The following is a 13,342-nucleotide window of genomic DNA, read 5'->3' on the forward strand; positions in this document are numbered from 1 at the left end:
TCCCATATGACGTGAACCCGGTCAGGGTTTTTCAAGTACCGCGTAGACCACTTGGTAAGTGGCGGGCAGCCCTGCGTCCTGACGAAAGCGCTCGTACGCTCGCACCAAGCCTAGAATCCGTTGACGCCCCGTCAAGCCGCTGGGCCTTCCCGGGTTGAGATTGTGTGCGCCCAGTGCCTTCAACTCATGAGTCAGGCTGCGCACATCCGGGTAATGCAGCACGTGCGGGCGGACGTCGAGGCGGGTGACACGCAAACCACTGGCCGCGCACAACTGACGATAGTCGTCTTCACGCCGAAAGCGGTTCACATGCACGCAACCATCAACGACCTGCCAGCTTTCACGCAGCTCATACAGCGTGCCGGTACACAGACTGGCGAAGGCAAACACCCCGCCCGGTTTCAAAACCCGAGAGGCCTCGCTGAGTACTGCCCTGAAATCCGCACACCATTGCACCGCCAGGCTTGAGAAAATCAGCTCGCAACCCTGATCGGCCAATGGCAGTCGCTCGGCATCGCCTGCCACGAAGTGACGCGCGCCACCCAGCGGCTGCGCATGGCGCAACATGCCTTCGGCGATATCCAGCGCAACGCCTTCACTCTCCTGAAAGGTCTGTGCCAGCACTCGACTGAAATAACCGGTGCCACTGCCCAGGTCGAGCCAGCGTGCGGGACTGAACTGGGCAGGCAACCGTGACATCAACTCGTGCCCGACCGAACGCTGCAATTCGGCGACGCTGTCGTAACTGCCCGCCGCGCGGGAAAAGGAAGCCGCCACCTGACGTTTGTCAGGCAGACCTGCCGACAATACGGCCTGTGAAAGGTCAGTCATGGTCCGACTCGTGTTCCGATTCATGTAGAAAGGCCTGGATCGCAGCCGCCACGCCATGGGGGTTTTCCAGAAGAAACGCATGGCTGGCCTGTTCGATCACACCGACCTCGACATCCGGCAACAGGTCCAGCAGATCGCCCGCTGCTTCGGCAGGCACGAACGCATCGAGCCCGGCGAATACATGCAACTGCGGTCCACGATAAGTCTGCAAGGCGCTGCGGGTATCAAGCTGTTGCAATATTTTCAGCCCGTCGACCAGCGCCGTGGGCGAGGTATGCGGCGCACCGGCCTTGAGCAGACGGGCCAGGCCACGCGGGTCCTCGGCGCCCTGGGTACATAGCAGGCTGAAACGCTTCAGAGTGGCGTCGGGATCAGCAGCGCAGCCCGCCAGAAACGCCTCGAAGTCCGGCACCGGCATCGCATGCGGCCAGGCACCCTGAGTCACGAAACAGGCATTGCTGGCCAGGGTAAACAGACCACAGCAACGTTCACCCCGACGTGCCGCCAGTTCCGCCGCGAGCATGCCGCCCAGCGACCAGCCGCCCAGCCAGGCGTCATCCGGCAGGTTGGCGTCCAGTTCATCGAGCCAGTCCGCCAGATCGCAGCTGTCGATGTCAGGCAACGGCTCGACCTCGACACGCAAATGCTCGTCCAGTCCGCGCAACGCAGCCGCCAACGGTTCAAGTGGCGAAACACCCAGGCCCCAGCCCGGCAGCAGGATCAGACGGTCACGCATGATCGGGCTCCATGGATTCAACCGCATCCAGCAGCGGGTAGCACTGCTCCAATGCATTCAACAATAGCTGCACGTGTGCTTCGGTGTGCGCCGCCGACAGCGTCACGCGCAAACGGGCGCTACCGACCGGCACGGTGGGCGGGCGAATCGCGGTCACCATCACGCCACGCTCGCGCAGCAACTGCGACAGGCGCAAGGCGCGCCCGGCATCGCCGATCAGAATTGGCTGGATGGGCGTGAAGCTGTCCATCAGTTGCAGGCCAAGCTGCTCGGCACCCTGACGGAACTGGCGGATCAGGTTGGCCAGGTGCGCTCGACGCCAATGCTCGGCGCGCAGCAATTCCAGGCTTTTCAGCGTGGCGCAGGCCAACGCAGGCGGCTGGCTGGTGGTGTAGATGTAAGGCCGGGCGAACTGGATCAGGGTTTCGATCAGCGCTTCACTGCCCGCGACGAATGCCCCGGACGTGCCGAAGGACTTGCCGAGGGTGCCGATCAGCACCGGCACATCCTCCATACTCAGGCCGAAGTGCTCGACGAGCCCGGCCCCGTTGGCGCCCAGCGGGCCGAAGCCATGCGCATCATCGACCATCAACCACGCGCCCCTGGCCCTGGCGGCACGCGACAGCGCCGGCAGGTCGGCCACGTCGCCGTCCATGCTGAACACGCCGTCGGTGACCACCAATGTGTCGCCCACAGCCTTTTCCAGTCGGGATTCGAGGCTCGCCACCTCGTTATGCCGATAACGGGAGAAACGCGCGCCACTGAGCAACCCGGCGTCCAGCAATGAGGCATGGTTCAGGCGGTCTTCCAGCACCGTATCGCCCTGCCCGACCAGCGCCGTGACGGTGCCCAGGTTGGCCATGTAGCCGTTGGAGAACAACAGCGCACGCGGTCGGCCGGTGAATTCAGCGAGGGCTTCTTCCAGCTCATGGTGCGGCGTGCTGTGGCCGATCACCAGGTGTGATGCTCCGCCGCCCACACCCCAACGCTCGGCCCCGGCCTGCCACGCAGCGATCACCTCGGGGTGATTGGCCAGCCCCATGTAGTCGTTGTTGCAGAACGCCAGCAACGGCTTGCCATCGACCACCACCTGCGGACCTTGCGGGGTCTGCAGCAGAGGTCGCTGGCGATAGAGGTGTTCGTGACGGCGAGCCTCGAGTCGGGTACGCAGATCGAAAGACATGCAGGCTCCGTTCCAGAGATCAGGCGGACGCGGCGTCGTAGAACATCGCGCTGCTTTGCTGTTCGACCAGTGCCTGCTCGATGGCGGCCTGATGGACTTCGTCAGGATGCTCCTCGCCCGCTTCCGGCTTGATGCCCAGACGGGAGAACAGCAGCATGTCCTTGTCAGCTTGCGGGTTGGCGGTGGTCAGCAGTTTGTCACCGTAAAAAATCGAGTTGGCACCGGCAAGGAACGCCAGCGCCTGCATCTGCTCATTCATCGCCTCGCGACCGGCAGACAGGCGCACGTGGGACTTGGGCATGAGAATCCGTGCCACTGCCAGCATGCGGATGAAGTCGAACGGATCGACGTCTTCGGCATTTTCCAACGGTGTACCGGCGACTTTCACGAGCATATTGATGGGCACGGATTCCGGATGCTCGGGCAGGTTGGCCAGCTGGATCAGCAGACCGGCACGATCGTCGAGCGACTCGCCCATGCCCAGAATGCCGCCCGAGCAGATTTTCATCCCGGCATCGCGCACGTACGCCAGGGTTTGCAGGCGCTCGCTGTAAGTACGGGTGGTGATGATACTGCCGTAGAACTCAGGCGAGGTGTCCAGGTTGTGGTTGTAGTAATCGAGCCCGGCGGACGCCAGCGCGGCGGTCTGATCCTGATCCAGGCGGCCCAGGGTCATGCAGGTTTCCAGGCCCATGGCCTTCACGCCTTTGACCATTTCAAGGACATACGGCATGTCTTTGGCCGAAGGGTGTTTCCAGGCCGCGCCCATGCAGAAACGCGTCGAGCCGATGGATTTGGCGCGAGCGGCCTCTTCCAGCACTTTCTGCACTTCAAGCAGCTTCTCTTTTTCCAGACCGGTGTTGTAGTGGCCGGACTGCGGGCAGTACTTGCAGTCTTCCGGGCACGCACCGGTCTTGATCGACAACAGGGTCGAAACCTGGACGCGGTTGGCGTCGAAATGAGCGCGGTGCACGGTCTGCGCCTGAAACAGCAGGTCATTGAATGGCTGTACGAACAGCGCCTTGACCTCGGCTAAAGTCCAGTCGTGACGCAGAGTGGCGGTGATGCTGGCGCTCATCGGGCGGCTCCTTTGTGTTTCTGGGGGCTGTGCGCAGGGGCACAAAGACCACAAGCGCTACACGGATGTTCGGCATATTTAAGGAAGAGCGATGCACTGTCAACCAAACAGTAAGCGAGAGGTTTACATCTGGTTAAAAAACAAACAATCCTGTTTGTTATGCGATGAGCTTACCGATGTTTCAGTGCCTATCTGCGTGCCGTGCGAAACCGAGTTGCCGTGGCTGGGTGACCAGTGCGAATCCTGCGCTCTGCCCTTGCCGACATCCGGGATGAGTTGCGCACAGTGCATCAGCAAGCCGCCAAGCTTCACCCAGGTCATCGCGCCCTGGCGGTATGATTTCCCGGTCGACAGCCTGATCACCCGTTTCAAGCACAACGGCAAGTGGCCCATGGGACGCCTGATGGCTGAATTGCTGGGTCAGTTTCTGCACCATCGGTTTGACGAGGGCCTGCCTCGTCCCGATTGCCTTGTGCCGGTGCCGCTGGCCAACAAGCGTTTTCGCCAGCGCGGCTACAACCAGGCGGCCATGCTGGCCGACTGGCTGAGTGAACCGCTGCAATTGCCGGTGAATGAACGCCGCGTGCTGCGCACCCGGGAAACCCCCAACCAGCAGGGCCTTGACGCCAAAGCCCGCAAGCGCAACCTGCAGGGCGCGTTTACCTTGATCGACAGCGAAGGGGTACGTGGCAAGCATCTGGCCCTGGTGGACGACGTGCTGACCACGGGCTCTACAGCGGACGTGATTGCTCGGTTGCTGACCGGCGCTGGCGCCAGCCGTGTGGACGTCTACTGCCTGGCCAGAACACCGAAACCCGGAAATTGATCATCGCTCCCAGGCACACTGATCGTGCCCGGGCTCCGCGCGGGAGTACGCAGGCCTTTACGCGGACAAGTCCGCTCTCACGTTTTACACTCGCGTGATCTGCCAGAGCGTTCAAATCCCCATGCCTCTACCGCCACTGCTCACCCAACACATGACCCGTCGTCCGCAGCGCATCGCGCTGTTGCAGCACATTGCCGAACAAGGCTCTATCACCCGCGCGGCCAAGAGCGCCGGGCTGAGTTACAAAGCCGCGTGGGATGCCATCGATGAGTTGAATAACCTGGCGCAAAAACCATTGGTCGAGCGTAGCGTCGGCGGCCGTGGTGGCGGTGGCGCGAAGCTGTCGGCAGAGGGCGAGCGCGTGCTGCGTCTTTACCAACGTATCCAGGCGCTACAGGCTCAAGTGCTGGAAGCGGCCGAAGACAGCAGCGATCTGGAACTGCTCACGCGCCTGACCCTGCGCACCAGTGCGCGCAATCAATTGCTGGGGCGAATCGTGAGCATTAGGCGCCAGGGCCATAACGACACCATTCGCCTGCATCTGGCTGATGAGGTGTTCATCGACGCGCAAATCACCCATGACAGCACCTTGCGCATGGACCTGGATATCGATACGCAAGTCGTCGCCCTGATCAAGGCCGGATGGCTGGAACTGTTCGCCGCGGACCATCTTGAAACATCGGGAAACAATTACCTTTTCGGCCAGATCGAGGACGTCATCGACGCGCAGGACGGTCCCAGCGAAGTGCGCATTCTTCTGCCCAGCGGCCATACGCTGTGCGCCCTGGCGAGCCGCGACGCGTTGCTGGCACAGCAGCTGGAAACCGGCAAACCGGTGAACGTCCGCTTCGCTCCGTCACGGGTGCTGCTGGGCACACCGCTCTAGCGATTCAGGGTCATCGCCACGACACAATTCCGTCATACACGCGCTTTAAGGTAGCGACCACATTTGTGGGAGCCGTGATGATGAAACTATTAGAAGAAAATCAAACCACCGATCTGGAAAACATGGTCGGACTCACCCGCCGAGGCTTTATCACCGCTGGCGCCCTGTGCGGCGCAGCGATGTTTCTGGGTGGCAACCTGTTGACCCGAAGCGCGCTCGCCACCGGTGTCGGCGCGGCTTCCGGCAGACTGCTGGGCTTTGAAAGCATCCCCACCGCCACGGCTGACAGCATCAGCCTGCCGCCAGGCTACAACGCCTCTGTGCTGATCAGTTGGGGCCAGCCGTTGCAGGCAGGCGGCCCGGCGTTCGACCCGAGCGGCAAAGGCACGGCCAAGGCTCAGGAAGTCCAGTTCGGCGACAACAACGACGGCATGAGCCTGTTCCCGATGCCGGGTCACAAGGATCGCGCGTTGATGGCGATCAACAACGAATACACCAACTACCGCTACCTCTTCGATCACGGCAAGGAACCACAGTCGGCCGAGGACGTGCAGAAAGCCCTTGCCGCAGAAGGCGTCTCGGTGATCGAGATCCAGCAGAAGAACGGCAAGTGGCAGTTCGTGCAGGGCTCGCGCTACAACCGCCGCGTGCATGGCAATACGCCTATCACCCTGAGCGGGCCGGCCGCCGGGCATGAGTGGCTCAAGACCGACGCCGACAAGACCGGCACCCGCGTGTTGGGGACCTTTCAGAACTGCGCCAACGGCAAGACACCGTGGGGCACCTACCTGACCTGTGAAGAGAACTTCACCGACTGCTTCGGCAGCAGCAATCCCGAGCAGACCTTCGACGCGGGCATGAAGCGCTATGGCGTGGTCGCGGCCAGCAAGGACATCAACTGGCATCAGCACAACCCGCGCTTCGACATCGCCAAGAATCCCAACGAGGTCAACCGTCACGGCTGGGTCGTCGAGATCGATCCGTTCGCGCCCGACTCCACGCCGGTCAAACGCACTGCACTGGGCCGCTTCAAGCATGAAAACGCCGCCTTCACCCTGAGCAAGGGCGGTCGCGCCGTGGTGTACATGGGCGATGACGAGCGCGGTGAGTTCATCTACAAATTCATCAGCCGTAACACCATTGACCGCATCAACCCGAAGAACAACCGCAGCCTGCTGGACCACGGCACGCTGTACGTGGCGCAGTTCGACGGTGGCGACAGCAACCCGGATCACCCGAAAGGCAAAGGCCAGTGGATCGAGTTGACTCACGGCAAGAACGGCCTGGACGCGGCGGCGGGCTTCAACAGCCAGGCCGAAGTGCTGATCCATGCACGGCTGGCGGCCAGCGTTGTAAAAGCGACGCGCATGGACCGCCCGGAATGGATCGTGGTCAGCCCCAAGGATGGCCAGGTCTATTGCACGCTGACCAACAACGTCAAACGTGGCGACGACGGTCAACCGGTCGGCGGCCCCAACCCGCGAGCGAAGAACCAGTACGGGCAGATCCTGCGCTGGCGTGAAAGCGAAGATAACGCGTCGGCCATGACGTTTGAGTGGGATCTGTTCGTGGTCGCGGGCAACCCGACTGTGCATGCTGGCACGCCGCAGGCTGGCTCCAGCAATATCAACGCACAGAACATGTTCAACAGCCCGGACGGCCTGAGCTTCGACGAAGCCGGACGCTTGTGGATCCAGACCGACGGCGACTCCAGCAACAAGGGTGACTTCGCGGGCATGGGCAACAACCAGATGCTGTGTGCCGACCCTGCGAGCGGGGAAATCCGTCGTTTTCTGGTCGGCCCTATTGGTTGCGAAATCACCGGCATCAGCTTCGCGCCGGACTATCGCACGATGTTCATCGGCATTCAGCACCCCGGCGAAAACGGCGGCTCTACGTTCCCCGAGCACCTGCCCAACGGCAAACCGCGTTCCTCGGTGATGGTGATTACCCGTCAGGACGGCGGCGTTATCGGCGCCTGACAGAGACTGATCGTTTGACAGTGCGGCGCGAGCCGCCTGTCGAACACCACGCAACTCACTGAATACACACGCTTTGTGGGAGCGAGCTTGCTCGCGAAAGGGCCTGTGTATCCGACGAGCATTCAGCGACTGAAACACAGTATTCGCGGACACGTCCGCCACCAGCATCCCGAGCGTTGGCACGATCAGGTACAGCCAACCTCAGTCAATCAATCCGTTCACGTCATAGAACGGGTACGGCCCTTCATACTCTCCGAACACCGCGTTATGGCTGACCAGCCCTTCCTGGGGGTGCCAGCGGTGCAGCACGTAACCGGCAGGCTCCAGGTTGAAATGCGCAGGCGCGTCAGCGTCCAGGTCGAGCACGATCTGATGCGAGGTGCCGGGGCAGACGCAGGTCAGGCTGCCACCGAAGCGACGCTGCATCGGCCGGTGCAAATGCCCGCATAACAGACGTTCCACCTGCGGATGCCTGGCGATGACCCGCTCAAGCTCCTTCGCGTTGCCAAACGGCTGATGATCCATATGGCCGATACCGGACATGAACGGCGGGTGATGCAGGATGATCACTGTCGGCACATCAGGTCGACGCGACAGTTGAGCGTGCAGCCAGTCGAGCTGGCAGAAATCCAGGTGCCCGCCGTGCTCGCCCGGAATGGTCGAGTCCAGGCCGATCAGCCGCACCGGATGCTGCTCCACCACCCAGTCCAGCGGGCCGTTCGCTGACAGCGGCAGGTAGACGTGATCCGCAAAGGTAGCCAACAGGTGTTCACGATCGTCGTGATTGCCGGGCACCAGGTAAAACGGCATCTGCAAGCGATCCAGTTCCGGCTTGAGCACCGCGTATTCGTCGGCACGGCCAAAGTCCACCAGATCACCGCTGATCACCACAATATCGGGACGCTGTTTGCTGGCATTGATGTGTTCGACAGCGCGGCGAAGCGCACCCAGCGTATCGACGATGCCATAGGTCAGGCGGCCATCGGCCTTGAGGTGCAGGTCGCTGATCTGGGCGATAAGAAACGGACGATTCAAAATAATCTCTCGACAGAAAACGGCTTACGAATTCAGGGTGAACAGCACGCTGGGGTCGACACTCAGTCCCAGGTGCGCGCCTGCTGCATGGATCAGGTTGTCAGGGCTGTCGACCAGCAAGGGTTGAGCGCCGCCGACATCCACCAGCAGCCGACTCTGCGCGCCCTGGAAGAACTGCCCGACCAGCCGACCCTGCAACTGCCCGCGCTCGGGTGTCAGGCGCAGATGCTCGGGACGGCAATACACCGTGTCCGGCAGATCAACGCCCGACCACGGCAACTCGCCGCCACTGACCTTCAGGCCAGACGCCGTACGCCCAAGCACGCTGAACGCGTTGAGGTTGCCCACGAATCCGGCCACGAACGCATTGGCAGGCTGTTGATAGATTTCCCTGGGCGTTGCCAGTTGCGACACACAGCCTTTGTCCATGACCAGAATCCGGTCACCCAACGCCATGGCTTCACCCTGATCGTGGGTCACGAACACCGAGGTGATACCCAGCCCGCGCAGCAATTGATCCAGCTCGCTGCGCAGGCGCTCGCGCAGTTGTGCATCCAGAGCGGCCAGCGGCTCGTCGAGCAACAACACCCGAGGACGCGGCGCCAACGCACGCGCCAAGGCAACGCGCTGGCGCTGGCCACCGGACAATTCGTGAACGCGACGCTTGCCGTGATCGGTCAGCCCGACCAGCTCAAGCAATTCATCGCAGCGCTTGTTTCGCTCGGCGTGCGACAGGCCTCGAATCTTCAGGCCATAGACAATGTTCCCCGCCACATCGAGATTGGGAAACAGCGCGTAGTTCTGAAACACCATGCCGACGTCACGCCGCTCGATGGGCAGGTGCGTGACGTCCTGATCGTCGAACAACACCTGCCCGATATCCGGGCGCTCAAGCCCGGCGATCAGACGCAACGTGGTGGTTTTTCCGCAGCCGGACGGACCGAGAATCGCCAGCGTTTCGCCGGGCGAAATCGTCAGGTGCAGGTCCTGTAACGCAACGGTGCCGTCGGCAAATGCCTTGCGGCAGCCCTTAAGGCGAATGGTCGTGCCGCTCATCGGCTGTCTCCTCGAGCAAGTCGGGCGCTGATGGCCTGCAACGCAATCAGCAGCGGCACAATCAGCAACAGAAAAAGAAGGGTGTAGGCGCTGGCGACTTCCAGCCGCGCCGAGGCATAGCTGTCAGCAAGGCCAACCGGCAGGGTCTTGGTCATGGGCGTGTGCAGCATCCAGGTCAGGTTGAATTCGCCCAGCGACAATGTAACCACCATCAGCACACCGGCCAGGATCCCGGCGCGGCAGTTGGGCACCACCACGCTGAAGAACCGTTTGATTGGCCCGGCCCCCAGACTCGCGGCAGCCTCTTCAAGCACTGGCAATTGCTGGCGCTGCATGACGGCCATCACCGGACGCACCAGAAACGGCAGCGTGAACAGCACGTGGCCGACCAGAATGAACAGCCAACTGCCCCGAAAGCTGCCGAACTGTCCGTAGGTCAATAGCAGCGCAAGGGCACTGGCGAGTCCCGGCATGGCGACGGGCAACACCATCAGTTCTTCAAAAGCACGACTGAAGCGGTTGTTCATGCGCACCAGTGCATACGCGGCCGGCACGCCAATCAGGCACACGCACAGCGCACAGGCCACAGCCAGTTGGAGCGACAGCCACACCGTCGGCGAATAGGCCTGCCAGACCTGCGCCAGCCAGTCGAAGGTCAGCCCGCTCGACAGGCCTTGAAAGTAATTGCGCGTCAGACCTGCCAGCAGCGACAGCACTACCGGGACCAGCATGAACGCGCAGACCATCAGGGTGAACAGCAATTGCGCAGCAAACAGGGGAGAACGTTTCACAGGGCAATCCCCGAATTTTTGACCAGACGGCGCGCCAGCAACAGCACCGCCCAAGTCACCAGGCCGAGAATCACCGACAACGCAGCAGCGACCGTAAAGTTGGCGTAGTTGGTGAATACGTTGTAAATCGCGACCGGCGTGACATTCAGGCGCGTGCCCAAGGTGAACGCCGTACCGAATGCCCCCATTGACGTCGCAAAGCAGATCGCCCCGCAGGACACCAGTGCAGGCATCAGGCCCGGCACGATCACGTCGCACACCACGCGCCAGTGTCCGGCACCGAGAGAATGCGCAGCCTCCTCAAGACTTCGGTCCAGGCTTTCACACGCCGCCATCACCGTGAGGATCACGCGCGGAATCGAGAAATACAGGTAGCCGATGAACAGCCCGGTCAGCGAATAGGCGAAGATCCACCGCTCGCCGGCCAGCTCCAGACCGAGCGCGGCGAAGATGCCTTGCCGACCGGCCAGCAGGATCACCAGAAAACCTACCACCACGCCGGGAAACGCCAGAGGAAAGGTCAGCAGTGCGACCAGCGCCGAGCGGCCGAAGAACTGATTGCGGGCAAGAAACACACCGCTGATCCCGCCGACCAACAACGCCGCCAGTGTCACCACGGCAGCCAGCACACAGGTCTGCGCCAGACTGCCCATGTACTGAGCGCTGCTCAGCACCTGCCAGTAACCGCTGCCATCGACCTCGTTGCCCTGCGCGCCGAGCACGATCAAATGCGTCAGCGGCAGCAGCCAGAATGCGAGCAGAACCGCCATCGCCGGGGCAAGCGCCACGGCCGCGGACGGGCGCAGGCGCAACCTGGACAATCCGCTCGAACGCACAGCAATGACATTCCCCAGCGAGGCGGACATTACTTCACCTCTCGCAGGTAACGGGCGGCGAACGCTTCCTGCACGGCTGCCATGTGCTGGTAATCCACCACACCGGCGCGGGCATAGTCGCTGTCCGGCAGGAATTGCGCCGCCACGTCAGCAGGCATGGTCGAGCGTACCGGACGCAGATACGCCTTGGCCCACAGCGCCTGACCTGCGTCGGACAGCACGAAGTCCAGCACCTTCTCGGCATTCGCACGATGCGGTGCCTTGGCCACCAGGCTCATCACGTACGGCACGCCGATGGTGCCTTCCTTGGGGATCACGAACGCGACGTTGGCCTTGTCCTTGTAGCGCGCGCGATAGGCATTGAAGTCGTAGTCGACCAGGATCGGCAGCTCACCGGACAGCACGCGGGCATAAGCCGTCTGCTTGGGCACGATGGGTGAGTTTTTCGCCAGTTTCTGGAAGTAGTCGATGGCAGGTGTGAAGTTGTCCAGAGTGCCGCCCATGGCCTGGTTGATCGCTACAGCAGAGACGTAACCGACGAATGCACTGGAAGGATCAAGGTAGCCGACCATGCCTTTGTACTCAGGCTTGAGCAGGTCTGCCCAGCTCTGCGGCACCGGCAAACCGCCCAGGGCATCGACGTTGACCATGATGCCCAACGTTCCGGAATGAATGGCGAACCAGTGCCCGGCCGGGTCCTTCAAACCTGCGGGGATTTCATCCCAGTGCTTGGGCTTGTAGGTGTCGACCACACCGGCCTTCTGCGCCTGCAGGCCGAAGGTCACGCCGTAATACACCACATCGGCCACCGGCGCGGCCTGCTCGGCGACGATTTGCGCCAGCGCCTGCCCGGAGTTCTTGTTGTCCAGCGGTACCTGCACGCCGGTGCTGTCGGCAATTGCCTTGAGCTGCGAACCCCAATCCGCCCACTCGGGCGGACAGTTGTAGCAAATCGCGTTTTCGGCGGCCTGGGCAAGGCTGGCCGCACCACACAACAACAGTGCCGCGAGGGTTTTACTGAAGCTGAGCATGAAACGTCTCCTGATAGGACTGGGTACTTTCGCCGGGCCGGATATGGCACGGCAGGCAATGGGAAACCGGCGCAGCGCCAGCGATCTGGGCCAGCAACTGGTCAATAAGGGTGTGCGCCAGTTCGGCAATGGGCTGAACGACGGTGCTTAACGTGGGGTGCATCTGAGTGCCAAGGGCGATGCCATCGAAGCCCATCACCGACACACGCTGAGGCACCTCCAGCCCATTGCGTCGCAACTCGGCAATCAGGCTGATGGCCAGCAGGTCGTTGGAACACACCAGCGCCGTCGGTGCGTCGGGGCCACGCAGCAGGGGTTCGAGCGCGGCGAAATCAGCCTGGGTGTGAGCAGGCATTTCGATGACCGGCAGCTGTTCAAGGCCATGGGCGACGACGGCATCGCCATAGCCCGCATAACGCAGGCGAGCGCGATCCGACTGCATGGCCGGACCTGCGACCATGGCGATGCGCTGATGCCCCAGTTCAATCAAATGGCGGGTGGCCAGCGCCATGCCCGCACGGTTATCCACCGAGACCGCGCTGTAGTCCGGGTTGTCGGTCTGGTGGTAGGCAAGCACGAAGGGCGTGTCTTCGTTGATCAGGCCTTGCAGCACCTGATTGTGCTCGGCGTCGGTCACTGTCAGCACCAGCCCGTCGACCCGTTGGCGCAGCAACTCTTCCACCACGTCGCTTTCGCGCTCGCTGGCGTAGTCGGTGGTGACCAGCAACAGGTTGTACCCGCGCTGACGAGCGGCGCTCTCCATGGCCTGAAACTGTTCGGCAAAGACAGGGTTGTGCAGATTGGGAACGACCACGCCGATCAGGTTGGTGGTCTGCAGGCGCAACTGACGCCCCAGCCGGTTCGGCCGGAAGCCCAGCTCGCGAGCGGCAACGAAAACCTTCTCCCGGGTATCGGCACGCACCACGTCTGGTGTGGCGAAAGCACGGGCAGCCGTGGCCCGGGAAACCCCCGCCAGACGTGCCACCGTTTTCAGATCCGTCATTGTCGCCCCCTTTTGAGATCGATCTCATTGGCGGCGACTGTAAAGCCCAAACATGGCTGAATAGCGAA

At 62.2% G+C, this 13,342-nt stretch carries 13 protein-coding genes; 3 read left to right on the forward strand and 10 right to left on the reverse strand.

Features of this window, described 5'->3' with window-relative positions; translation table 11 throughout:
* Positions 1–21 precede the first annotated feature (21 nt).
* The 4 genes from bioC to bioB are packed head-to-tail and all read right to left on the reverse strand — an operon-like array spanning position 22 to position 3,828.
* Complete coding sequence (gene bioC / locus BUB69_RS12785; protein ID WP_073167063.1) at positions 22–831, reverse strand: malonyl-ACP O-methyltransferase BioC; 810 nt, start codon at positions 829–831, stop codon at positions 22–24.
* Positions 824–1,567, reverse strand: coding sequence for an alpha/beta fold hydrolase (locus BUB69_RS12790; RefSeq protein WP_073167066.1), 744 nt, complete (start codon positions 1,565–1,567; stop codon positions 824–826). The genes bioC and BUB69_RS12790 overlap by 8 nt, the downstream gene beginning before the upstream one ends.
* The gene (gene bioF / locus BUB69_RS12795; protein WP_073167069.1) at positions 1,560–2,750 is read right to left on the reverse strand and encodes an 8-amino-7-oxononanoate synthase; all 1,191 of its coding nucleotides are present in this window, start codon (positions 2,748–2,750) and stop codon (positions 1,560–1,562) included. Before bioF ends, BUB69_RS12790 begins: the two co-directional genes overlap by 8 nt.
* Before the next feature lie 19 nt (positions 2,751–2,769).
* A complete protein-coding gene (gene bioB, locus BUB69_RS12800) occupies positions 2,770–3,828 on the reverse strand; it encodes a biotin synthase BioB (protein WP_024688173.1) in 1,059 nt (352 codons plus the stop codon).
* A gap of 91 nt (positions 3,829–3,919) precedes the next feature.
* On the opposite strand from bioB, the gene BUB69_RS12805 reads away from it, so the two are divergent.
* The 3 genes from BUB69_RS12805 (at position 3,920) to BUB69_RS12815 (ending at position 7,522) form a co-directional block, all read left to right on the forward strand.
* Complete coding sequence (locus BUB69_RS12805) at positions 3,920–4,654, forward strand: ComFC family protein (RefSeq protein WP_073167072.1); 735 nt, start codon at positions 3,920–3,922, stop codon at positions 4,652–4,654.
* 121 nt (positions 4,655–4,775) lie between these two features.
* Positions 4,776–5,540, forward strand: coding sequence for a TOBE domain-containing protein (locus BUB69_RS12810; RefSeq protein ID WP_073167075.1), 765 nt, complete (start codon positions 4,776–4,778; stop codon positions 5,538–5,540).
* 80 nt (positions 5,541–5,620) lie between these two features.
* Positions 5,621–7,522: a PhoX family protein gene (locus BUB69_RS12815; protein WP_073167648.1), complete on the forward strand. Its 1,902-nt coding sequence runs from the start codon at positions 5,621–5,623 to the stop codon at positions 7,520–7,522.
* Positions 7,523–7,723: 201 nt separating this feature from the next.
* On the opposite strand, the gene BUB69_RS12820 is transcribed toward BUB69_RS12815, so the two are convergent.
* The 6 genes from BUB69_RS12820 to BUB69_RS12845 are packed head-to-tail and all read right to left on the reverse strand — an operon-like array spanning position 7,724 to position 13,274.
* Positions 7,724–8,557, reverse strand: coding sequence for a phosphodiesterase (locus BUB69_RS12820; RefSeq protein WP_073167079.1), 834 nt, complete (start codon positions 8,555–8,557; stop codon positions 7,724–7,726).
* A gap of 24 nt (positions 8,558–8,581) precedes the next feature.
* On the reverse strand, positions 8,582–9,613 hold the full coding sequence (locus tag BUB69_RS12825) for an ABC transporter ATP-binding protein (RefSeq protein WP_073167083.1): 1,032 nt from the start codon (positions 9,611–9,613) through the stop codon (positions 8,582–8,584).
* The gene (locus BUB69_RS12830; RefSeq protein ID WP_073167086.1) at positions 9,610–10,404 is read right to left on the reverse strand and encodes an ABC transporter permease; all 795 of its coding nucleotides are present in this window, start codon (positions 10,402–10,404) and stop codon (positions 9,610–9,612) included. Before BUB69_RS12830 ends, BUB69_RS12825 begins: the two co-directional genes overlap by 4 nt.
* Positions 10,401–11,270 (reverse strand): ABC transporter permease, encoded by an 870-nt coding sequence (locus tag BUB69_RS12835; RefSeq protein ID WP_073167089.1) that lies wholly within the window; start codon positions 11,268–11,270, stop codon positions 10,401–10,403. The genes BUB69_RS12830 and BUB69_RS12835 overlap by 4 nt, the downstream gene beginning before the upstream one ends.
* Complete coding sequence (locus tag BUB69_RS12840) at positions 11,270–12,271, reverse strand: ABC transporter substrate-binding protein (protein ID WP_073167092.1); 1,002 nt, start codon at positions 12,269–12,271, stop codon at positions 11,270–11,272. Before BUB69_RS12840 ends, BUB69_RS12835 begins: the two co-directional genes overlap by 1 nt.
* Positions 12,255–13,274: a substrate-binding domain-containing protein gene (locus tag BUB69_RS12845; RefSeq protein WP_073167096.1), complete on the reverse strand. Its 1,020-nt coding sequence runs from the start codon at positions 13,272–13,274 to the stop codon at positions 12,255–12,257. The genes BUB69_RS12840 and BUB69_RS12845 overlap by 17 nt, the downstream gene beginning before the upstream one ends.
* Positions 13,275–13,342: the final 68 nt, after the last annotated feature.

This window comes from Pseudomonas asturiensis (assembly GCF_900143095.1).
Classification (GTDB): Bacteria; Pseudomonadota; Gammaproteobacteria; order Pseudomonadales; family Pseudomonadaceae; genus Aquipseudomonas; species Aquipseudomonas asturiensis.